Here is a 22,318-nt window from a genome sequence, read left to right as displayed (position 1 = left end):
TCTGTTAATATTTAATATAGATTGTATTGAGAGTAGGTATAAAGATGAAGATAGAAAACTTACCGAACGAATTTGAAAAAGCTCGTCCAGTGATGCAAAAAATTGAAGATGCTGGTTTTGAAGCTTATTTTGTTGGCGGAAGTGTTCGTGACACAATATTAGGACTAGACATTCATGATGTTGATATCGCAACGAGTGCTTACCCAGAAGAAATTAAAAAGATATTCAAAAAAACTGTGGATACCGGAATTGAACACGGTACTGTAATGGTAATTCATGAAAAAAAGGGTTATGAAATTACAACCTTTAGAACTGAGTCAGGATACCAAGACTATAGACGCCCGGACAAAGTTGAATTTGTAAGATCACTAGCGGAAGACTTAAAGCGTCGTGACTTCACAATTAATGCATTCGCGATGAGAGAAAACGGGGATGTTACTGATTTATTCGATGGTTTAACCGACTTAAAAAATCATCTAATTAGAGCGGTTGGCAACCCCAATGAACGTTTCCATGAAGATGCATTAAGAATGATGCGTGCGGTGAGATTTGCCAGCAAACTAGATTTTGATATCGAATCAGAAACGCTAGCGGCAATCAAATCAAACAGTGCGTTGTTAGAAAAAATTGCGGTAGAACGAATTTATACCGAATTTGTTAAGATGATGATGGCCAAAAGACCTAAGCAAGGTATCTCAGACATGCTTAATACAGACATGTATAAATACGTTCCCGGATTTGCTAGTCATCAAAACGAATTAGAAGCAATTGCTAAGATTGATGATTTAGACTTATCCGATGAAGTTTCAGTATGGTCATTGCTATCTTTTGAATTTGGCCTTGATAGAACTGGTATTACCAGTTTTCTAAAGTCATGGAAGGCTTCTAATGACATCATTAAGAATACAGAAATTTGTACAAAGGCCGTAGAAAAGCTAAGGGATGATTCTTTAGACAAATGGGCGATGTATGAAACTGGTAAGGAACTTCTAGTTTTGGCTAACCACATTGCTAAAATGTATGGTTTTGCCGAATCCGAAGAAGATTTAGTATCTCAATACGATGCTTTACCAATCAAAAACAAAAAAGAAATTGCAGTCAATGGTGGCGACTTAATTAAGAACGGTATTGTCAAACCGGGTCCAGCATTGGGTAAAATATTATATGCAATTGAAACTGGAATCGTGAACGGAGAATTCCAAAACGAAAAAGCTGAATTAATTGAAGCTGCGAAAAAAATTGTGAAAGAGTGATTACATGCAAACGTTAAGAGCGGAAGGCTTAACTAAAACATATGGTGAAAAGACCTTATTCAAGGATCTAGATTTCATCATCAACGAACAAGATCGAATTGGTTTAATTGGGACCAATGGTAGTGGTAAGTCATCACTTTTAAATGTTTTATCACAGGAAGATATTGATTCTACTGGTGAAATTATTACCTCAAAGACATACACAATTGGTTACTTAAAACAACAACCTAGGTTGGACGAATCATTAACCATTTTAGAAGCTGTGTTTGCCGGAAGTCAGGATATTTTTAACACCATCAGAAGATATGAACAAACCTTACAAAACTATTCCAATCATCCAGATGATCCAAAGGCAGAAAGACAATATCTTGATGCCGAAGCCAAGATGAACGAAGAAGATGCATGGAATGCTGAAAACGACGTTAAGACCATCTTGACCCAACTAAAGATTGATGACGTTAACCAAGTGGTTAGCACACTATCAGGGGGTCAAAAGAGACGTGTTGGTTTAGCCCAAGTATTAATTCAATCACCTGATTTGTTAATCTTAGACGAACCTACCAACCATTTAGATTTTGACTCAATCGAATGGTTACAAGAATACCTAGCTAAGTATAAGGGTGCTTTACTATTCGTAACCCATGATAGATACTTCTTAGATCAAATTGCTAACAAGATTTGGGAACTATCATTTGGAAGTCTTTACGAATACACAGGTAACTACCAAGATTACTTGGAACAAAAGGCCGAACGAGTTGACCTAGAAGTTGCTGCCGAACATAAAAAGCAAAAGCTTTACAAACAAGAATTAGCTTGGATGAAAAAGGGTGCTAAGGCCAGAACCACCAAGCAACAAGCCAGAATTAATCGTTTTAATGACCTAAAGGAAAATGTTGGTAACCTACAAACAGAAGAAGATATCGACATCAACCTAGGCCAACAACGACTAGGGAAAAAGGTTATCGAAATTAAGGATGCTAACCTAACCCTAAACAATAAGACGATTTTGAAGAACTTCAGTGATTTGGTTCAACGAAACGAAAGAATCGGTATTTCAGGTGAAAATGGTGCTGGTAAATCATCACTACTAAACGTAATTACCGGGAAGTTACCACTAGACAGTGGAACCATTGAAATTGGTGAAACCGTTAAGATGGCTTACTATACACAACAAACCGAACCAATTCCAGAAGACAAGCGTGTAATTAACTATTTAACAGATGTTGGTGAACACGTTACAGATAACACTGGAAATAAGATTAGTGTTACCGACTTATTGGAACAATTCCTATTTCCAAAGTTCATGCACGGAACATTGATTCGTAAGTTGTCCGGTGGTGAAAAACGTCGTTTGTATTTATTAAAACTATTGATGCAACAACCAAACGTTTTACTACTTGATGAACCAACCAATGACTTGGATATCTCCACATTAACGGTGCTAGAAGACTATATTTCACACTTTAGTGGAACTGTAATTACTGTTTCTCATGACCGATACTTCTTAGATAAGGTTGCAAACCGTCTATTAATCTTTAACGGTGATGGTGATATCGAAAGTCATGTCGGATTGTTCACTGACTACTTGAAGCAAGCAGCCGAACAAAACAAGACAGAAAAGAAACAAGCACATGTTGAACATGCTGCAAAGAAAAAAGAAGAGCAACAACCAGCAGAAGAAAAGACTACCAAGAAGAAACTAACTTATGCTGAACAAATGGAATACGATCAGTTAGAAAAAGACATTGATGATTTAGATCAACAAATCAGTCAATTGAAAGAAGAAATGACCCATTTGGGAAATGATTATGATAAACTAGCTGAAACACAATTAAAGATTGACGACTTAAATAAACAGTCCGACGAAAAGATTAGTCGCTGGGAATATTTAAGCGAATATGTTGAATAGGGGTAATGACATGTTAGAAGATGCTTATTTAAATCTTGCCAAGTACGTTTTAGAAAATGGCCATCGTAAGGAAGATAGAACAGGAACAGGGACAATTAGTACATTTGGCTACCAAATGCGTTTTGATCTATCAGAAGGATTTCCTTTATTAACTACCAAGAAGGTTCCTTTTGGATTAATCAAGAGTGAATTATTATGGTTCTTACGCGGGGACACTAATATTCAATTCTTACTAAAGCACAAGAACCATATCTGGGATGAATGGGCTTTTAAAAACTGGGTTGAATCAGATGAATACACTGGCCCAGACATGACCGATTTCGGTTTGAGAGCTGAAAAGGATGCAGAATTTAAGAAACAATACCTAGCTGAAAAGAAAAAGTTCTGTCAAAGAATCGTTGAAGATGATGACTTTGCCAAGAAATACGGTGATTTAGGACTTGTTTACGGTAGCCAATGGCGTAAATGGAAGACCACTACTGGTGGCACCATCGACCAAATTCAAAACGTAATTGATCAAATCAAGACAAATCCTGATTCAAGAAGATTAATTGTTTCAGCATGGAATCCAGAAGACATTCCATTTGTAGCGTTACCACCTTGCCACACAATGTTCCAATTCTACGTGAACGACGGTAAGTTAAGCTGCCAATTATACCAACGTTCTGGTGACATCTTCTTAGGAGTACCATTTAATATTGCAAGTTACGCATTATTAACTTCACTAATCGCTAAGGAATGTGGATTAGAACCTGGTGAATTTATCCATACTTTAGGGGATGCTCATATTTACTCAAACCACGTTTCTCAAATTGAAGAACAATTGAGTAGAGAACCATACGAAGCTCCTAAGTTATGGTTAAACCCTGACAAGGAAAGTATTTTTGATTACGATATGGACGACATTAAGGTAATCGATTATAAGCACCATGATCCAATCAAGGCACCAGTTGCTGTATAAATAATAAAGGGGACTATTACTAATGATTTCATTTTTATGGGCTGAATCAGATCATCATATTATTGGTTTAAATGGTGGATTGCCATGGCATCTACCAGCTGATATGAAGTACTTTAAGGAAACTACCACACATCAAATCATCATGGCAGGAAGAACAACATACGAAAGTTTTAAGCGACCACTACCAAATCGTTTAAACACAGTATTAACCAGTCATGATAAAAGTGAATATCCTAACGACGTTGTTGTCTTTAACACTCTAGATGAATTTCTAGCTTTTGCTAAAAAGTTTAGCGATAAGGAAATTTTCGTTGTTGGTGGTGCTAAGATTTTTGCTGAATTACTTCCATACGTTGATCGTTTATACAAGACAGTAATCGACCACGACTTTGAAGGTGATACTCAAATGCCAGAAATTGATTACAGTCAATTTGATTTGGTATCAACCAAAGAAGGAATCATTGATGATAAGAACATTTATCCATACCGTTTTGAAATATTTGAACGTAAATAAAATAATAAAGAAAGGTTATGGATTGCTGCATAACCTTTTTTTATGGGGTGATTATTATGAAAAAAATATTTAAATTCATACTATTTTTGATTGTAGTATTTGGAATTGCCGGTGTGAGCTACCAGGTATATTCAAACGTTAGACATAAGGCCAAAATTACGAATGTTAGCAAGAACAAAAAAGTATCAATCGTTGCTTTAGGTGATTCATTAACACAAGGAGTTGGTGACCCTAAAAAGGCCGGTGGGTATGTCTCAAGAACTAAACAGGCATTTAATAAAAAGGGGTATAAGCACGTCACAACAGTTAACTACGGAATTGCGGGACAACGTAGTGATCAAATCGATAAGCGTGTTCAAAACAATGTTAAAGGTCTTTCAAGTAGTTTGAAAAAGGCCAACATTATTGTTCTAACCGTTGGTGGTAATGACTTACTACAAAGCTTACAAAGTAACGCTTTAGTTGATGGTAAAACTAAGTTTAATAGCAGGATGAAGCAAGCTTCTATCACTTATCAAGCCAAAGTGAATAGATTAATGAATGATATTCGAAAAGAAAATAAAAAAGCACCAATCTATGTGTTTGGTATCTATAATCCAATCTATGTATACTTTGCAAACGTTGATGTGATTAATCAATACGTTAAGAAGTATAATCAAATTACTTCTGGTGTTGTGCTAAGAAATAAAAAAGCACATTTTGTTGACATCACACCGTTATCATATGGACAATATAAGAGTAAGGCTCAAAAAGAAAAATTAGTTGAATCAAGTGATGAAGTAACTTTTGATCCGTTGGACATTTTAAAATTAGATGATACAAAGGGTGAGTTAAATAATTATATTTCCCCAGATGATCATTTCCATCCAAATGATAAGGGATATAACTACATGACCGACAGACTTGTATCACAATTATTTAGATTTAATGACTGGAATTAGAGGCAATTGTAATGGAAAAAGCAAAAGAGAAAAAACTATTTAAGTACCTATTTATTTTATTAGTCATCGTACTACTTGGTGGTGCATTCTATGCTTGGAAAGAAATGAATAGTGAAACCGTAAATCCACAAATGGGAACAGCGTCAAAAAATAATACACCAATTAGTGTTAGTTTGAATAAAAAACAAATTAACGCATTATCAAGTTACTACCTAGAAAAGTTCGAAAAGAAAGAAAAAAACATGGACTACAAGTTCTGGGTAGACAAACAAGCCTACGTTTATGGTAAGATTACCATCTTGGGTTCCAAAGTTGGATACCTTTTAAGTTTGGATCCACATCTATTAAGCAACGGTGATGTAGAACTAACCGCAAGTAAGCTTGAAGTTGGTAAGTTAAACGTACCACCTCGTTTTGTAATTGGTTATGTTGGTAAGCATTACAACATTCCAAAGTGGGTTGAATTAGATAGTAAGAACAGTCGCATTATCTTACATGTCAACAAATTAGGTGGTAAGAAAGAACTTTCATACCAAGCTAATAAAATTGATATGAATGGTGACGGTGACTTTGAATTTAAAGTCTTAATTCCTAATCAATAAAGGAGCAACTATGAAAAGTTTTTACCAGTATTTAATGACTGAACGTAATCCTAAGAGTACCGAAGCGGTTGCTCAATTTGCAAACAACGCATTTTACGATCAATCATTTCCCAAGCAATCGACTGATTATGATGAAATTTCAGAATACTTGGAAGAAAATGCTAGTTATCTACCAAGTATGACAATTTTTGATGATGCTTGGATGGATTTTCAAAATAGTAAACACTAAAAAAATGAACCTATGAATTTAGGTTCATTTTTTGGTGATTAATATAGTACAATTAATATATATAAGTTAGGAGCGGATAAAATATGATTCAATGGTTTCCAGGACATATGGCGAAAGCAATTCGTCAATTTGAAGAAAATATTCATTTAGTAGATATTGTATTTGAACTGGTGGATGCAAGATGCCCATTTAGTTCAATCAACCCGGAAGTAGCAAGAATTAGTCAAGGTAAGCCTAGATTAATGATTCTTACAAAGGCAGATTTGGCAAACCCAAACATTACCAACCAATGGTTATCATACTTTAAGAATCAAGGATATGCAGCAATCGCAATTGATTCAAAGAAAAACACCACAGGTAAGTACATCACCAAGGTTGTTAAGGATCTTTTAGCCGATAAGATTGATGATGCTAAGGAAAGAGGATTCTATAAGAAGGTTATTCGTGCAATTTGTGTTGGGGTGCCAAACGTTGGTAAGTCAACATTATTGAACCAAATTGTTAAGAGACGTGCCGCTCAAGTTGGTAACCGTGCCGGAGTTACTAAGGGTCAACAATGGCTAAAATCTAGTGACGAGCTAGAACTATTGGATACCCCAGGTATCTTATGGCCTAAGTTCCAAAATGACGACATTGCTAACAAGCTAGCGATGACAGGAGCGATTAAGGATAGCATTTACCACAGTGATGATGTTGGTTTGTTTGCTCTTCATTTCTTTAGAAGCACTAATCCAAAAGAGTTAATCGATCGTTACCATCTATCAGAAGATGATATGGAATTATCTGATGTTGATTTACTACTAAAGATTACTAAAAAAGTCGGCATGCAAGATGACTACGAAAGAGCTTCAATGAGAATTATTTTAGATTCCAGAAAAGGTAAGATCGGCCGTTTTACTCTAGATGATGTTAACGACCTATCTACAGAAGAGGAAGAATAAATATGGCTGAATCAATCAAAGATATCAAAGAAATTTTAAAATCTGTTGATGATGTAAACTCCAAACTACTGCAAAAATATCAAGATGATAGTAGAATCGGCGTGCAAAAATTAATCACACAGCGTGTTAAACAGATTGAGAAAAGAAATCATGAGATAGAGGAATTTCACCAACGCTTAAAGTATGAACATGAATTTTGGAATGAAGGAATTAATGTCATTGCGGGAGTTGATGAAGTTGGAAGAGGACCACTCGCTGGACCGGTTGTTACATGTGCAGTGGTATTACCCCATGACTTTGATGTCTACGAAGTTAATGATTCAAAGCAACTTTCTGAAAAGAAAAGATATGAATTAGCTGACCAAATTAAAGCTAAGGCCATTGATTATTCATATGGAATTGCTGATAACAAGTTAATTGATGATATTAATATCTATGAAGCAACTAGAGTAGCGATGAAAGAAGCGGTATTAGGATTAAAGGCATTACCACAGGAAATCATCGTTGATGCAATGCAAATTGATGTTGATATCCATCAACTTAAATTGATCAAGGGGGATGCAAAGAGTGCTAGTGTTTCTGCTGCCAGCATCTTAGCTAAGACCTATCGTGATGACTTAATGAAAGAATACGATCAGCAATATCCAGAATACGATTTTGCTAACAATGCCGGTTATGGTACCAAGAAGCACTTAGACGCTTTACACAAGTACGGCGCAACCCCAATTCATCGAAGAAGTTTTAAACCAGTTTCTGATTTATTATAATCACTTTTATCGTATATACCTTGTAAAAGTGGAGGTATATATGAAAACAAGAGAATTATTATTAAAACTAAAATTAGCTAAGGGCATCGGTATTAAATCTGAATATCGATTTTATCGATGGTTAAAAAGCGCTTATGACGTAATTCCTGACGAGTTGAATATGACTGCTGAAGAGATTGCAGAAACATTAATGTTATCTAAAAATAAATCAAAAACATTTATTAATTTCTATAATAGTGATAAATTAAATAGTGAACTTGATCATCATATAAATCATGTTAAATGGATAACCATTATAGATGACTTATATCCGGAGAATTTAAAAGAAGCATATTTGCCACCAATTGTGTTATTTTATTTTGGTGATTTAAGGCTTTTAGAAAATAAAGCATTAGCAATTGTTGGTTCTAGAAATAATACTGAATATTCCGTTGAGGTCATTAGGCGATTAGTGCCTGAGATTGTTAGTAACGGAATAACGATTGTTTCTGGACTAGCCAAGGGGGTTGATAGACTTTCTCACTTGGCAGCAATTGCCAATCATGGTAAAACGATTGCTGTGATTGGAACCGGTTTAGATCAATATTATCCAAGAGAAAATGAATCGCTACAACGAACAATTGCCAAAAATCATTTGTTGCTAAGCGAATATCCAGTTGGCTGTCGACCAGCTAGGTACCATTTTCCGGAAAGAAATCGAATTATAGCTGGATTGGTACGTTCTATACTGGTAACGGAAGCCAAGTATAGATCCGGTAGTTTAATCACCGCTAATTTAGCACTACAAAATAACCGAAACGTCTTAGCAGTCCCAGGGAGGATTGATAGTCCGTTATCGGTTGGTTGTAATGATTTAATTCAAGCTGGTGCCAAACCAGTAATTACTGCCAAAGACATATTAGAAGAATATAAATATTAATAATTAGCCTTTGGGAGATATTAAAAAAGAAATAAAATGACGAGGGATGTAAATGGCGACTACTACAAAATCAACAACAAAGAAAAAAAGACAGTCGGCAAAAAAGAAACTAGTGATTGTCGAATCTCCAACCAAGGCTAAAACCATTCAAAAATACCTAGGTAGAACCTACCGTGTTATTGCTAGTAAGGGTCACGTTAGAGATTTACCAAAGAGTAAGATGGGTGTAGACGTCGACAACGATTTTGAACCTCACTACATCTCTATTCGTGGTAAGGGTGAAACAATCAAGGAACTAAAGGCTGAAGCTAAAAAAGCCAAAAATGTTTACCTTGCATCTGACCCGGATAGAGAAGGAGAATCTATCGCATGGCATCTATCACACTTACTTGGCTTGAAAGAAGACGATAAGAATCGTGTTGCTTTCCATGAAATTACCAAGGATGCCGTTAAGGAAGCATTTAAGAACCCTCGAGAAATTGACATGAACTTAGTTGATGCTCAACAAGCTCGTCGTGTTTTAGACCGTTTAGTTGGTTATTCCATTTCTCCATTACTATGGAAAAAGGTTAAAAAGGGTCTAAGTGCTGGACGTGTTCAATCAATCGCTTTATGGTTGATCATCCAAAGAGAACGTGAAATCAAAGAATTCGTTCCAAAGGAATACTGGACCATTGACGCCGACATGAAGAAGGGTCGAGAAGCATTCAAGGCTAGTTTTTACGGAGTGAACGCTAAGAAGGCTGAACTAAACAGTAATGATGAAGTTAAAGCTGTGTTAGCTAAATTCGATAAGAGCAAACCATTTGAGGTTCAAAACGTTGTTAAAAAGGAACGTAAGAGACAACCTCAACCACCATTTACTACCAGTACAATGCAACAAGACGCCAACGTTAAGCTGAACTTCAAGACAGGTAAGACAATGATGGCGGCTCAACAATTGTATGAAGGTATCAATATTGGTAAAGATGGTAACCAAGGTTTGATTACTTACATGAGAACTGATTCAACTAGAATTTCTGCTTTAGCTAAGCACGAAGCATCCGAATTTATTCATGATAAGTACGGTGCAGAGTTTGCTGCAACTAAGCCAGTTAAGGGTAAGTTACCAGAAGGTGCCCAAGATGCCCATGAAGCAATTCGTCCAACCTCTGTTAAGAGAACTCCAGCAAGCCTAAAGCAATACCTAACCAACGATCAATACAAGTTATACAATTTGATTTGGTCTAGATTCATGGCTAGTCAAATGACACCTGCTATCATGGATACCATGACAGTAGACATGGAACAAAACGGTGTTGATTTCAGAGCGAACGGTTCAAAGCTTAAGTTCGAAGGTTTCCTAAAGGTTTACAACAAGGGAAAAGAAAAAGACAATATCTTACCTGACCTAGCCAAGGGTGACGAAGTGAAGATGGCTAAGAACAATCCAGATCAACACTTCACTCAACCACCTGCCAGATACAGTGAAGCTAAGCTAATCAGAACACTTGAAGAAAACGGTGTAGGTAGACCATCTACCTTCGCTCCAACTTTGAGTACGATCCAAAAGAGATACTATGTTAAGTTAGTTGGTAGAAGATTCGAACCTACTGAATTAGGTGAAATCGTTAATAACATCATCGAAGAATACTTCCCTGACATCGTTAACATTGAATTTACTGCCGATCTTGAAAATAACTTAGATGAAATCGAAGAAGCTAAGCAAAACTGGGTTGAAGTGGTCGATAAGTACTTCAGACCATTTGAAAAAGAAGTTAAGAACGCCGAAAAGAACATGGAAGATGTTCAAATTAAAGACGAACCAGCTGGTTACAACTGTGAAGTCTGTGGTGCTCCAATGGTTATCAAGATGGGAAGATATGGTAAGTTCTATGCTTGTTCCAGATTCCCAGATTGTCGAAACACACAAGCTATCGTTAAAAAGATTGGCGTTACATGTCCAAAATGTAAGAAGGGCGATGTTATTGAACGTAAATCAAAGAAGAATCGTATCTTCTATGGTTGTTCAAGATACCCTGAATGTGATTTTGTTACATGGGATAAACCAATCGGAAGAGACTGTCCTAAGGATGGAAACTTCTTGGTAGAAAAGAAGATTAAAGGTGGTACCCAAGTGGTATGTCCTAACGGTGATTACGAAGAAGCCGTACAAAAATAGTTAATAGCCCCTAAAGATTTAAAACTCTTAGGGGCTATTAGTTTAATAAGATAAGAGAGATAGCCAATGAAAAAATATCAAGATGAAGAATTAATTGAATGGTACATGGAATATTTAATCAATGAACGTCAATATTCTGATAATACAGCAATTGCTTATCAATCTGATATCAATGAATTTGTAAAAACATTAGAGGAAGAAGATCGTAGCCTACAGCAAACCGATGATTTGGATGTTAGTAATTATCTTACGATTTTGAAGAAACGCGATGAAAGTAGAAATACTGTCATCAGAAAGATTTCATCACTTCGTTCTTTCTTCCATTTTTTGGAACGAAATGATGTCGTCTCACAAAATCCGTTTGATCAGGTGAACTTAAAAAAGCATCCTAATCATTTGCCTCGTTTCTTTTATCAAAAGGAACTATATGAGCTATTTGAAGCAGCCAAGCATGGTAAAAATGAGATGCTTAGTTACAGAAACTATGCAATTATTGAAATCCTATACGATACGGGGATGCGTGTAAGCGAATGTGTGAACTTACAGTTTAGCGATATCGACTTTGATAATCGGATTATTAAGGTAATTGGTAAAGGAAATAAACAAAGATACTTACCATTTGGTAGCTATTTGATTAAAGCGTTAAAGCAATATCAAACTAACTGTCGTGATTTGTTAGTTAATAAGTATCACAAACACCATGATTATGTTTTTGTAAACCAATACGGAGACGAATTAACGAGTCGTGGAGTAGAATACATCTTAGATGAGATTGTTAAACAAACATCTTTAACAACCAATATTCATCCGCATATGTTAAGACATACTTTTGCTACCGAAATGCTTAATAATGGTGCTGATTTAAGAACAGTCCAAGAATTATTAGGACATAGCAGTTTGTCAACGACACAAATCTATACTCACGTTTCTAATGAACATTTATTGCGTGATTATAATAAGTTTTTTCCAAGATCTTAACATAATAATTGCATAATGAAAGCGCTTTATTGTAAAATATAGTTATAAATTTGTTAGGGGGGAGACTATGATTAAAACAATTAGTAATGAATACCTAAAAGTGAAAATTAATACGCATGGTGCTGAAATTAACAGCGTTAAAAGTACTCATGGATTAGAATACATTTGGTCCGGTGAAAAAAAGTATTGGGCTCGTCATGCGCCAATTTTGTTTCCAATTGTTGGACGTCTAAAGGATAATCAATACACATATGACGGCAAGACTTATGAAATGGGTCAACATGGATTCGCAAGGGATATGGAATTTGATGTTTTAGACCAAGGTAGTGATTGGATTGACTTGCAACTTGTTAGTAACGAAGAAACTAAGAAGATGTATCCATTTGCTTTCAAATTAGTTATTCACTATCAATTGGATGATCATAAGTTGTCTACTAACATTAACGTGTTTAATACCGACACTAAAGAAATGTACTTTTCAGTCGGTGCCCATCCAGCATTCAACGTGCCATTGGTGAAGGATGGAAGTGAACAATATGACGATTATTCAGTTAAGTTCGCTAACAAAGGAACATATGATCAAATTCAATTTGATGTTCCATATGCCAACCTTGAAAAAGTCGAAAAAATTCAATTAGATCAACCAATTAAACTATCGCATGAATTGTTTTATGATGATGCTAAAGTGGTTGAAATTAAGAATAAAGAGTTTACCACTATTCTATCTAACGACGTTTCAGATCATGGAGTATCTATGACTGCCTACGATATTGAATACGGTGGATTATGGTCTGCAAAAGACGCACCATTCGTTTGTCTTGAACCATGGTGGGGAATTGCAGACGATGTTCATACAGATGGAAAGATTGAACATAAAGTCGGCATTAACAAGATTAGCCCAGACAAAAAGTTCACTGCTAAGTATGATTTATTATTCTTCTAAAAAATATGTAACAAAAAAACACCTTTTTAAAAGGTGTTTTTTGTTTTATCTATTTTGTTTTCCTGAATTACGTTTTCTCAAATCGTCATGAGTATCATGTTCATCAACTGTTTCGATTTGTTCAGGTTCATCTGATGAATCTTCTTCTTCTACATCGTGTAGAATGACTTTTTCATCGCTTTGCGCTTGAGCAGCTGCTTGTGCTGCAACTTCTGCTCTAATCTTTGGACGGTACATGTTAATGATTAATGTTTGTAAACAAGCAAACAAACCACTAATGAAGAAGTAAATACCTAATCCGGCAGGAGCACTGAATGTTACCAATACAATCATGATTGGTGTGAAGTATGCCATCATCTTCATTTGTTTCTTTTGATCTTCTGGAAGACCTAAAGTCATCAAGTATCCTTGAAGAACGTATGCTAAGAATGACAATACAACCAAGATTAAACTCTTGTCACCAAGTTTTACACCTAAGAACATAGTGTGTGAAACTTCTGGTGAGAAACGAATTCCGTTATATAAGGCAAGGTAAATTGGCATTTGAATGATTAATGGTAGACAACCAATACCACCGGCCATGCTAATGTTGTTATCCTTATATAGTTGCATCATTTCTTGTTGAATCTTCATTTGTTCTTCTTTTGAAGAAGCATTTTTTTGTCTTTCTTGAATTTCTTGCATCTTAGGCTTGATGAAGCTCATTTTTTCTTGCATGATAGTAGACTTCTTAGTTTGACTAATCATTGCAGGAAGCAAGATCATTCTAACAATGATAGTTAAAATGATAATCGCCCAACCATATCCACCGAAGAATCTAGCAATAAAGTCTAGAATGTGTTGACCTGGTAGAGCAAGGTATTCATATGTAAGACCATATGGTTTACCGTTTGAATCCACACGTACACATCCTGATAAGACTAAAGCCATTACTCCAATCAAAGATAGGGCACTGAATCTCTTTAATTTTTTCATTACAAAAAACCTTTCCTGTAAATTTCATTTACAATAATACCAGAAAATTGGAATTATATCAGATAAAAACCCGAATTATTTTATTATAAACCCTTTATCGTGAATTTCATTGATATTAGTTATTTTCATATTATCTACTCGTCCATAAGGTGTAGGTGAATCTTTAATTTTAGAAACGAATTCATCAACTATGGATGTTTCGCCGTTAACGTGAATCAAGACGCTTCCATCTCTTAAGTTTTGGACAAAACCATTTAGATTCATTCTATCTGCGACTTTCTTGGTACTGTATCTAAAACCAACACCTTGAACTCTTCCTAAAACAATGATTTCAATATTTTTATTGGTCATATTGATTCCTCCTTACTAAACAATAGTAACATATATGTTTTATTCGATTATTATGCTAAAATAATAGGAAAGATAAATAATTTAAAGGGGTCATATCCAGTAATGGAAAAAATTGTTTCTGCAAAAAATGAACGAGTAAAAAAATGGTCAAAGTTAAAAACTAAAAAGGGCCGTTTAAATAGTAACCAATACATTTTGGAAAGTTGGCATCTAGTATCTGAAGCGATTAATGCTAACCAAAACGTTGAAGTTGTATTAACTACAAACAAGCAATACGAACTACATCAAGCTGAAATTGATGCTTTTAACGGTGAAGTAATTGAAATTACCGACGATGTTTCAAAGGCATTGGGTTCAACATCAACTCCACAAGGAATCTTTGGAATTGTTGAATTACCAAAAGAGGATCATTTTGATTCATTAGACATGAATGGTTCTTGGCTATTGCTAGACCAAATTCAAGATCCAGGTAACATCGGAACAATGGTTAGAACTGCAGATGCTGCCGGTTTCGACGGCGTTATCTTTGGTGAAGGAACATCCAGTCAATTTAATCCAAAGGTATTACGTTCAATGCAAGGCAGTCAATTCCATTTGAAGTTACTGGAAGGTGACCTACTTGATTGGATTGGCAAGTTTAAGGAAAACAATGTGCCGGTTTATGGAACAGAATTAAATCCTCAAGCAGTGAGTTATGATCAGATTGAAAAACAGGATGCTTTTGCCTTAGTAATGGGAAATGAAGGTAATGGTATGCAAGATAAAATACTTGACCAAACCACTAAAAATTTATATATTCCTATCAAGGGAAAGGCAGAATCACTTAATGTTGCGATTGCTGCTGGAATCGCAATGTTCCATCTTAAAAAATAAATTATTGAGTTAGGAGATAGTATATTGAAAGAAGATGCATGGCGAAATGATAAAGAATATGTTAGCTATGTTTCTGATTTACTAAGCAGTCCAGAAGTCTTGAGACTAGATAACTATATCCAACATCATTCATCAACTCGTTTACAACATTGTATTCATGTGTCATATGAAAGTTATTTAATCGCTAAGAAATTCGGTTTAGATGCTAAAGCCACAGCCCGTGGAGGATTACTGCATGACCTGTTTTTCTACGATTGGCGAGTAAGCAAGTTCCGCTTGGGTTCCCATGCTTATATGCACCCAAGAGTGGCGCTTAGAAATGCTGAAAAAATAACTAAGCTAAACGATAAGGAAAGAGATATTATCACTAAGCATATGTGGGGATTGACTTTAACCAAGCCCAAGTATGCTGAGAGTGTGGTCGTTTCACTTATCGATGATTACGATGCTATTCGAGAATATTTCGCACCAAAATACCAAAATTTAAAAAACAAAATTAAAAATAGACACTATAAAAAGGAGGTTAGTTCATGGCAAAAGAAAGTCAAATGAGCACCACAATCGATTTTCATTTGTGTCCTAAGTTTGAACAAACTTTTCAAATGCTAGGTAAGAAATGGAATGGTTTAATTATTGAAACACTATTGGTCAATGGACCACAACGTTTCAAATGTATCGCAAACGTGGTTTATAAGTGCAGTGATCGTGTATTAGTTGAAAGACTAAAGGAACTTGAAGAAGACGGTATCATTACTCGTAAAACATTTTGCGATTCTTCATTAATTCAATATGAATTAACTGAAAAAGGAGAAGCATTGGGTCCAATCATGGAACAAATTCATGACTGGTCAGATCAATGGTGTGATATTAACGATTAATCTTGACCGACTAATGTTTTTAAGATATTATTTAATTAAATGTGTTGAAGAAAAATTAGTAGGCGACAAACAATACAGAAAGACTGCATTTGATGAGAGTAGTCACAAGTCAGCTGAATTCATTTTCTGAACTGATATTGGGAGTTACAATTAACGAAAAATAATCCGGTATTCCACCGTTATGGATTTAGAGTGTATGAATTGCGAACCGCAATTTATAAACTAGGGTGGTACCGCGAAGCTTCGTCCCTTTTGGGATGAGGCTTTTTTTGTTGAAATGAGAGGAGAATACTATGTCATTAAAAGATGATTTAACCAAGTTGCGTGATGATGGAATTGCTCAAATAAATCAAGCAACCGACGTTAACGAAATTACTAAAGAAATTAAAGTTAATTTACTTGGTAAAAAAGGTCCAATTACTCAGGCACTAAGAGGTATTAAGGACTTACCAGTTGAAAAAAGACCTGAAGTTGGTAGTTATGCCAACGAAATCAGAGATGAAATTCAAAATGCCTTGGATGCAAAGTTAACAGAATTAGAAAACAAGGCCTTAGAAGCACAACTAGTTGCTGAAAAAATCGATGTTACTCTTCCAAGTACTCCAGTGGCTAAGGGACATCCACATGTTATCCAATCAATTATTGATGAAATTTGTGACATGTTCATCGGTATGGGTTACGAAGTTAAAAGTGGTCCAGAAGTAGAAGAAGACAAGTATAACTTTGAAATGATGAACCTACCAAAGGATCATCCAGCCAGAGATATGCAAGATACTTTCTACATTACTAAAGAAATCTTGATGAGAACTCAAACCTCTCCTATGCAAGCAAGAACTCTTGAAAAACACGACTTCAGTAATGGTCCATTGAAGATGATTTCACCAGGTGTCGTATACAGACGTGATACAGATGATCCTACTCATTCACACCAATTCCACCAAGTAGAAGGAATCGTGATTGATAAGAACATTACAATGGGTGACTTAAAAGGAACTCTTGAATACTTACTACACCAATTATTTGGTAACAAGTACGATATTCGTTTGAGACCAAGTTACTTCCCATTCACTGAACCATCAGTTGAAGCAGACGTTACTTGTTTCAAGTGTGATGGTAAGGGTTGTGATGTATGTAAGCACTCAGGATGGATTGAAGTCCTAGGTGCCGGAATGGTACATCCAAACGTATTGAAGATGGCCGGTGTAGATGCTGACGTATACGGTGGTTTCGCATTTGGACTAGGTCCAGATCGTTTTGCAATGTTGAAATACGGTGTAGAAGATATTCGTGATTTCTACCTAAACGATGTTAGATTTTTATCGCAATTTAATTAAGGAGAGATACTAATGAAAATTTCATACAATTGGCTAAAGGAATACATTGACTTAGATATTCCTGCTGACGAATTAGCCGAAAAAATTGAACGTTCATCAGTCGAAGTTGACTCTGTTATCAAACCTAGCGATGGACTTAAAAAAATCGTTGTAGGTAAGATTGTGGAAATGGAAAACCATCCAGATTCAGATCACTTACACATTTGCCAAGTTGATGTTGGTGAAGACGAACCAGTTCAAATTGTCTGTGGAGCTCCAAATGCTCAAGTAGGCAAGAATGTTATTACAGCATTATCTGGTGCCAGAGTTGCTGATAACATGAAGATTAAAAAATCAAAGATGCGTGGAGTTCAATCCAATGGGATGCTTTGTGCACTAGATGAAATTGGTTACCCTAAAGATGTTGTGCCAAAGGAATGGGCCGACGGTATTTACTTCTTACCAGAAGATGCTACCTTGGGTGACGATGTTTACAAGTACCTTGGTATGGATGACGCACTAATTGATTTAGATGTAACTCCTAACCGTGGTGACATGCTAAGCATTTACGGTACTGTTCATGATTTAGCTGCTATCTACAACAAGCCAGCCAAGTTTGATTTAGATAAAGTTAGCGAAACTTCAGATAAATTAACATCTGATCAAATCCAAAGTGATGTTAACGAAGAAATTGCTTGGACATACCTAAACCGTGTTGTTAATGATGTTGAAGTAAAACCAAGTCCACTATGGATGCAAGTTAGACTTTGGAATGCCGGAATTAAACCAGTAAATAACATCGTTGATATCACAAACTACTCAATGCTTAAGTTTGGTCAACCAATGCACGCATATGACCTAGATAAACTTTCAGGCAATGTATCAGTTAGATACGCTAATGACGGTGAAAAGATTACTACTTTAGATGAAAACGAAGTGGAATTAGATTCAAACGATTTAGTAGTTGCTGATGACAACGGCCCAATCGCAATGGCTGGTGTAATTGGTGGTATGGATAGTTCAATTACTGCTGATACTAAGAACGTATTGTTCGAATGTGCTATCTTTGACCCAATTAAAGTTAGAAAAATGGCTAGAAAACACGTTATTCATACTGAAGCATCTCAACGTTTCGAACGTGGTGTAGATCCAATGGCTGTTGAAGATGTTTTATCTTCAGCTAGTGAAATGGCAAGAGAAATTGCCAACGGTTCAGTTACAAGTGATGTTTTAGTTGGTAGCAAGTACGATGCCAAGAAGGCTGTTATTGAAATCTCAGTTTCTCGTATTAACCATGTCCTAGGTATGGAATTAAGTGCCGCTGATGTGACAGATATTTTTGAAAGACTTGGTTTCGAAGTTAAGGCTAATGGTGATGATTTAGTTGTTACAATTCCAACTAGACGTGGTGATATCCATATTCAAGCTGACTTAATTGAAGAAGTTGCTAGAATTTACGGATACGATAACCTACCAAGCACCTTACCAACAACTACTATGACGACTGGTGGTTTAAATGCTGAACAACAATTAATCAGAGACAGTCGTCATATTCTAGAAGGTTTAGGTTTAACTCATGCCATCTCATATGCTTTAACTACTGAAGAAAAAGCTAAGATGTTCATGATGGGTGAATCAGCACAAACTGATTTAAGTTACCCAATGAGCAGTGATCACACTACATTAAGAATGAACCTAGTTTCAGGACTTTTAGATGACATTGCTTACAACAAGGCTAGAAAAGTTGATAACGTTGCCTTATACGAACAAGGCCGTGTTTTCCATAAGGAAAATGCAGATGTTGTTAAACCAGATGAAATTGAACATTTAGCTGGTGCAATGACTGGTTCACTAGTTGATAATTCATGGAACCAACCTGCAAAGAACGTTGATTTCTTCCAAATTAAGGGAATTGTTAACGAATACTTGGAAACAATTGGTCTAAACGGTGAAATTAGCTATGTTGCTAACGAATCTTACCCAGAAATGCACCCAGGTAGAACTGCTGATATCTTTGTTCACGGTCACTATGTTGGTTTTGTGGGACAAGTTCATCCAAAGATTGCAAAGCAATTTAAGATTAATGAAACTTATGTTTTTGACCTAAACCTACAAACAATCATTGACTTACCTAAGAAAGAACAAAGCTACGAATTAGTTTCAAAATATCCTTCAATCAAGCGTGATATCGCAATGTTAATCGATAAGGATGTTGAAAACGATTCAATCGTTAAGGTAATTGAAAAACGTGGTGGAGCATACTTAGTAGATGTTAAGTTGTTTGACTTATACGAAGGTGAACATGTTCCTGAAGACAAGAAGTCATTAGCATATTCATTAACATTCCAAAACAAGCATGATACTTTGGTTGATGATGATGTAAATAATGCAATGGACAAAGTGCAAAGAAATCTTGAAAAAGAATTCAATGTAGAAATACGTTAATTTTTAAATGGAGGAAATGGATTTGAATGAAGAAAAGAACTCCAATGATTTCGAAAAGAAGCACACTAATTTAGGCAAAAAGATTTCACTAAGTATTATCGCCATCTTAATAGTTTTGGGAATTTTTATATTTATTCTTGGACATCAATACGTTAAAGAATCACTAAAACCATTGAATCCTAAGGATAAAGAATTAATTCAAGTTCAAATCCCAATGGGTGCTTCCGATAAGAAAATTGGATCAATCTTACAAGAAAGTAAAATTGTCAAAAGTGGTTTAGTATTCGACTATTTTGTTAATAGTCATAACTATTCTGGTCTAAAGGCGGGTTATTATGAACTTTCACCTTCAATGAGTTTACAAAAGATTGCTGACAAGTTGAAAAAGGGTGGAACAGCTCAACCGCTACAAGGTAAATATGGTCGCTTGCTTGTTCGTGAAGGTGATAACATCGATGAAATTGCCCAATCAGTAGAACAAAGCAGTCAATATTCAAGTGCTGACTTCAAAAAGCTAATGAAGGATACTGATTTCTTGAATCAATTGAAGAAAAAATATCCTAAGCTTTTAGATTCAGCATTTAAGGCTAAGAATAGAAAGTATGTGTTAGAAGGATACCTATATCCAGCCACATACAATTCACAAAAGAACGTCACCTTGAAACAAATTGTTAACCAAATGGTTGCAAAGACTAATTATGAATTTAGTCCATATTTCAAGGAAATAAAGAAACAAAACCTAACAGTCGATGAAGCAATTACTTTGGCTTCATTTATTGAACACAATCATGTTGATAAAAAAGATCAAGAAAAGATTGCGGGAATATTATATAATCGTCTAAATAGTAATTTACCTCTTGAAGTGCAATCTTCTATTAGGTATGCTAATGGTAAAGTTTCTGGACAAAAACTTTCAAAGAAAGATTATGATGCTAATACCCCTTATAATTTATATAAGAATATTGGATTCCCACCTAGTGCAATTAATAACCCAACGGTTAAGTCACTAGATTCAATTTTGAATCCAAAGGATATGACTACTTTTTATTTAGCATATAGTGTTAATATGAATGATAAGAAGGTTAAGTATTATAATTCAGATAAAGATGTCGATGACTTAATCGGCAATGATAGTGTTATGAGATAAATCGGTTATGGAGAGATTATTATGGTAGAAAAGAAAAAGCGTCCCGTTGTTATTGGTGTTACTGGTGGTTCAGGTAGTGGTAAAACTACTGTTAGTCGTGCCATCTTTAACCAACTATTGGGTCATTCAATTATGATTTTGCAACAAGATTCTTACTACAAGGATCAATCACATAAGACAATGGCTGAAAGAGAAGAAACTAACTACGATCATCCATTAGCTTTTGATAGTGACTTATTACTAGAACATTTGAATAAGCTTCTAAACTATGAAGCAATTGAAAAACCGGTTTATGACTACACTAAATTAAATCGTAGTACTGAAACAGTTACTCAAGAACCACGTGATGTTATCATCCTAGAAGGAATCTTAATCCTAGACGACAAGCGTCTTAGAGATTTAATGGACATTAAGGTGTTCGTTGATACTGACGACGACATTCGTATTTTAAGAAGAATTCAAAGAGATACCAAGGAACGTGGCAGAACATTGGATGAAGTTATCCAACAATACTTGGAAACTGTTCGCCCAATGTACAACCAATTTGTTGAACCAAGTAAGCGTTACGCAGATATCATCGTTCCAGAAGGTGGTAAGAACCAAGTTGCGATTGATTTATTAACAACTAAGATTCAATCAATCTTGGTAAAACACGGTAACAACAAGGTTTTCAATAATATTGATACAACAATCTAATTAATTTAAAGGAGAGTTTATAATGGCTAAAGATGAAAGCTACCCAATGACAGTCGAAGGTAAACAAAAACTTGAAGCTGAATTGGAAGATTTAAGATTAAATCAACGTCCACAAATCATTGAAAGAATCAAGATTGCCAGAAGTTATGGTGATTTATCAGAAAATTCTGAATATGAATCAGCTAAGAACGAACAAAGTATGCTAGAAAGCCGTATTACAACTGTAGAACACATGCTACAATACGCTGACGTTGTTGATAACGATGACGTTGAAAGTGATATGGTAAACGTTGGTAAGAAGGTTACTTTTAAAGAACTACCAGATGAAGACCCAGAAACTTACCAAATCGTTGGTGCTGCTGAAGCAGATCCATTGGAAGGTAAAATTTCAAACGATTCACCAATTGCTAAAGGGCTATTAGGCCACAAGGTTAACGATGAAGTAGTTATCGAAATTCCTGCCGGTGACATGAAAGTTAAGATTATTTCTGTTGAATAATTTTATAAAATAAAAAGGACTCG

At 35.5% G+C, this 22,318-nt stretch carries 23 protein-coding genes and 1 other annotated feature; of the genes, 21 read left to right on the top strand and 2 right to left on the bottom strand.

The features are described 5' to 3' along the window. Positions 1-44: 44 nt before the first annotated feature. The 13 genes from J3U50_RS02380 to J3U50_RS02320 all read left to right on the top strand — a co-directional run bounded on the left by J3U50_RS02380 (position 45) and on the right by J3U50_RS02320 (position 13,118). On the top strand, positions 45-1,253 hold the full coding sequence (locus tag J3U50_RS02380) for a CCA tRNA nucleotidyltransferase (protein ID WP_263504913.1): 1,209 nt from the start codon (positions 45-47) through the stop codon (positions 1,251-1,253). 4 nt (positions 1,254-1,257) lie between these two features. After that, on the top strand, positions 1,258-3,162 hold the full coding sequence (locus tag J3U50_RS02375; RefSeq protein ID WP_263504912.1) for an ABC-F family ATP-binding cassette domain-containing protein: 1,905 nt from the start codon (positions 1,258-1,260) through the stop codon (positions 3,160-3,162). 10 nt (positions 3,163-3,172) lie between these two features. After that, on the top strand, positions 3,173-4,123 hold the full coding sequence (locus tag J3U50_RS02370) for a thymidylate synthase (RefSeq protein WP_263504911.1): 951 nt from the start codon (positions 3,173-3,175) through the stop codon (positions 4,121-4,123). Positions 4,124-4,145: 22 nt separating this feature from the next. Beyond that, positions 4,146-4,637: a dihydrofolate reductase gene (locus tag J3U50_RS02365; protein WP_053791792.1), complete on the top strand. Its 492-nt coding sequence runs from the start codon at positions 4,146-4,148 to the stop codon at positions 4,635-4,637. 56 nt (positions 4,638-4,693) lie between these two features. Continuing rightward, on the top strand, positions 4,694-5,578 hold the full coding sequence (locus J3U50_RS02360) for a GDSL-type esterase/lipase family protein (RefSeq protein ID WP_301945490.1): 885 nt from the start codon (positions 4,694-4,696) through the stop codon (positions 5,576-5,578). 11 nt (positions 5,579-5,589) lie between these two features. Further along, on the top strand, positions 5,590-6,180 hold the full coding sequence (locus J3U50_RS02355; RefSeq protein ID WP_301945489.1) for a YpmS family protein: 591 nt from the start codon (positions 5,590-5,592) through the stop codon (positions 6,178-6,180). Between the two features lie 10 nt (positions 6,181-6,190). Continuing rightward, positions 6,191-6,409, top strand: coding sequence for a YozE family protein (locus J3U50_RS02350; protein ID WP_034530821.1), 219 nt, complete (start codon positions 6,191-6,193; stop codon positions 6,407-6,409). Positions 6,410-6,492: 83 nt separating this feature from the next. Then, complete coding sequence (gene ylqF / locus J3U50_RS02345; RefSeq protein ID WP_301945488.1) at positions 6,493-7,350, top strand: ribosome biogenesis GTPase YlqF; 858 nt, start codon at positions 6,493-6,495, stop codon at positions 7,348-7,350. A 2-nt stretch (positions 7,351-7,352) separates the two neighbouring features. Beyond that, a complete protein-coding gene (locus J3U50_RS02340; protein ID WP_301945487.1) occupies positions 7,353-8,117 on the top strand; it encodes a ribonuclease HII in 765 nt (254 codons plus the stop codon). Positions 8,118-8,157: 40 nt separating this feature from the next. Continuing rightward, a complete protein-coding gene (gene dprA, locus J3U50_RS02335) occupies positions 8,158-9,036 on the top strand; it encodes a DNA-processing protein DprA (protein WP_301945486.1) in 879 nt (292 codons plus the stop codon). Positions 9,037-9,088: 52 nt separating this feature from the next. Next, complete coding sequence (gene topA / locus J3U50_RS02330) at positions 9,089-11,197, top strand: type I DNA topoisomerase (RefSeq protein WP_054608185.1); 2,109 nt, start codon at positions 9,089-9,091, stop codon at positions 11,195-11,197. A 66-nt stretch (positions 11,198-11,263) separates the two neighbouring features. Further along, on the top strand, positions 11,264-12,175 hold the full coding sequence (gene xerC / locus J3U50_RS02325; protein ID WP_054608184.1) for a tyrosine recombinase XerC: 912 nt from the start codon (positions 11,264-11,266) through the stop codon (positions 12,173-12,175). A gap of 67 nt (positions 12,176-12,242) precedes the next feature. Beyond that, positions 12,243-13,118, top strand: a complete 876-nt coding sequence (locus J3U50_RS02320) for an aldose 1-epimerase family protein (protein WP_237756980.1) — start codon at positions 12,243-12,245, stop codon at positions 13,116-13,118. Between the two features lie 45 nt (positions 13,119-13,163). Here J3U50_RS02320 and yidC read toward each other — a convergent pair whose 3' ends face one another. Then, complete coding sequence (yidC, locus tag J3U50_RS02315; protein ID WP_054608183.1) at positions 13,164-14,093, bottom strand: membrane protein insertase YidC; 930 nt, start codon at positions 14,091-14,093, stop codon at positions 13,164-13,166. Between the two features lie 75 nt (positions 14,094-14,168). Continuing rightward, positions 14,169-14,444, bottom strand: a complete 276-nt coding sequence (locus tag J3U50_RS02310; RefSeq protein WP_054608182.1) for an acylphosphatase — start codon at positions 14,442-14,444, stop codon at positions 14,169-14,171. Positions 14,445-14,546: 102 nt separating this feature from the next. Here J3U50_RS02310 and J3U50_RS02305 point away from each other — a divergent pair, with 102 nt between their 5' ends. From J3U50_RS02305 to greA, 8 genes are all read left to right on the top strand, one after another. Further along, positions 14,547-15,317, top strand: a complete 771-nt coding sequence (locus J3U50_RS02305) for an RNA methyltransferase (protein ID WP_034530835.1) — start codon at positions 14,547-14,549, stop codon at positions 15,315-15,317. A gap of 24 nt (positions 15,318-15,341) precedes the next feature. Next, complete coding sequence (locus tag J3U50_RS02300; protein ID WP_034535299.1) at positions 15,342-15,869, top strand: hypothetical protein; 528 nt, start codon at positions 15,342-15,344, stop codon at positions 15,867-15,869. Further along, positions 15,848-16,195 carry a helix-turn-helix domain-containing protein gene (locus tag J3U50_RS02295; RefSeq protein WP_301945485.1) on the top strand — a complete coding sequence of 116 codons (348 nt, stop codon included), beginning with the start codon at positions 15,848-15,850 and terminating at the stop codon, positions 16,193-16,195. Before J3U50_RS02300 ends, J3U50_RS02295 begins: the two co-directional genes overlap by 22 nt. 35 nt (positions 16,196-16,230) lie before the next feature. Beyond that, positions 16,231-16,449 (top strand) — a binding site (T-box leader). Between the two features lie 39 nt (positions 16,450-16,488). Further along, on the top strand, positions 16,489-17,529 hold the full coding sequence (gene pheS / locus J3U50_RS02290; RefSeq protein WP_054608180.1) for a phenylalanine--tRNA ligase subunit alpha: 1,041 nt from the start codon (positions 16,489-16,491) through the stop codon (positions 17,527-17,529). 12 nt (positions 17,530-17,541) lie between these two features. After that, a complete protein-coding gene (pheT, locus tag J3U50_RS02285; RefSeq protein ID WP_301945484.1) occupies positions 17,542-19,953 on the top strand; it encodes a phenylalanine--tRNA ligase subunit beta in 2,412 nt (803 codons plus the stop codon). Positions 19,954-19,975: 22 nt separating this feature from the next. After that, positions 19,976-21,100 (top strand): endolytic transglycosylase MltG, encoded by a 1,125-nt coding sequence (gene mltG / locus J3U50_RS02280; RefSeq protein WP_054608178.1) that lies wholly within the window; start codon positions 19,976-19,978, stop codon positions 21,098-21,100. Between the two features lie 21 nt (positions 21,101-21,121). Next, positions 21,122-21,796, top strand: a complete 675-nt coding sequence (gene udk, locus J3U50_RS02275) for a uridine kinase (protein WP_034530846.1) — start codon at positions 21,122-21,124, stop codon at positions 21,794-21,796. A gap of 22 nt (positions 21,797-21,818) precedes the next feature. Beyond that, the gene (gene greA, locus J3U50_RS02270) at positions 21,819-22,295 is read left to right on the top strand and encodes a transcription elongation factor GreA (protein ID WP_034530847.1); all 477 of its coding nucleotides are present in this window, start codon (positions 21,819-21,821) and stop codon (positions 22,293-22,295) included. The last annotated feature ends 23 nt before the right edge of the window (positions 22,296-22,318 follow it).

Source organism: Lactobacillus sp. B3795 (genome assembly GCF_026535805.1).
Lineage (GTDB): Bacteria > Bacillota > Bacilli > Lactobacillales > Lactobacillaceae > Apilactobacillus > Apilactobacillus kunkeei_C.
This window is presented reverse-complemented; position numbering and strand designations above follow the sequence as displayed.

Coding starts and splice junctions, on each gene's coding strand:
- J3U50_RS02340 (WP_301945487.1), top strand. CDS start 7,353: ATGGCTGAATCAATCAAAGATATCAAAGAAATTTTAAAATCTGTTGAT.
- J3U50_RS02350 (WP_034530821.1), top strand. CDS start 6,191: ATGAAAAGTTTTTACCAGTATTTAATGACTGAACGTAATCCTAAGAGT.
- J3U50_RS02380 (WP_263504913.1), top strand. CDS start 45: ATGAAGATAGAAAACTTACCGAACGAATTTGAAAAAGCTCGTCCAGTG.
- J3U50_RS02310 (WP_054608182.1), bottom strand. CDS start 14,444: ATGACCAATAAAAATATTGAAATCATTGTTTTAGGAAGAGTTCAAGGT.
- J3U50_RS02365 (WP_053791792.1), top strand. CDS start 4,146: ATGATTTCATTTTTATGGGCTGAATCAGATCATCATATTATTGGTTTA.
- J3U50_RS02305 (WP_034530835.1), top strand. CDS start 14,547: ATGGAAAAAATTGTTTCTGCAAAAAATGAACGAGTAAAAAAATGGTCA.
- xerC (WP_054608184.1), top strand. CDS start 11,264: ATGAAAAAATATCAAGATGAAGAATTAATTGAATGGTACATGGAATAT.
- dprA (WP_301945486.1), top strand. CDS start 8,158: ATGAAAACAAGAGAATTATTATTAAAACTAAAATTAGCTAAGGGCATC.
- pheT (WP_301945484.1), top strand. CDS start 17,542: ATGAAAATTTCATACAATTGGCTAAAGGAATACATTGACTTAGATATT.
- J3U50_RS02295 (WP_301945485.1), top strand. CDS start 15,848: ATGGCAAAAGAAAGTCAAATGAGCACCACAATCGATTTTCATTTGTGT.
- pheS (WP_054608180.1), top strand. CDS start 16,489: ATGTCATTAAAAGATGATTTAACCAAGTTGCGTGATGATGGAATTGCT.
- yidC (WP_054608183.1), bottom strand. CDS start 14,093: ATGAAAAAATTAAAGAGATTCAGTGCCCTATCTTTGATTGGAGTAATG.
- J3U50_RS02355 (WP_301945489.1), top strand. CDS start 5,590: ATGGAAAAAGCAAAAGAGAAAAAACTATTTAAGTACCTATTTATTTTA.
- J3U50_RS02375 (WP_263504912.1), top strand. CDS start 1,258: ATGCAAACGTTAAGAGCGGAAGGCTTAACTAAAACATATGGTGAAAAG.
- udk (WP_034530846.1), top strand. CDS start 21,122: ATGGTAGAAAAGAAAAAGCGTCCCGTTGTTATTGGTGTTACTGGTGGT.
- J3U50_RS02360 (WP_301945490.1), top strand. CDS start 4,694: ATGAAAAAAATATTTAAATTCATACTATTTTTGATTGTAGTATTTGGA.
- J3U50_RS02320 (WP_237756980.1), top strand. CDS start 12,243: ATGATTAAAACAATTAGTAATGAATACCTAAAAGTGAAAATTAATACG.
- J3U50_RS02370 (WP_263504911.1), top strand. CDS start 3,173: ATGTTAGAAGATGCTTATTTAAATCTTGCCAAGTACGTTTTAGAAAAT.
- greA (WP_034530847.1), top strand. CDS start 21,819: ATGGCTAAAGATGAAAGCTACCCAATGACAGTCGAAGGTAAACAAAAA.
- ylqF (WP_301945488.1), top strand. CDS start 6,493: ATGATTCAATGGTTTCCAGGACATATGGCGAAAGCAATTCGTCAATTT.
- topA (WP_054608185.1), top strand. CDS start 9,089: ATGGCGACTACTACAAAATCAACAACAAAGAAAAAAAGACAGTCGGCA.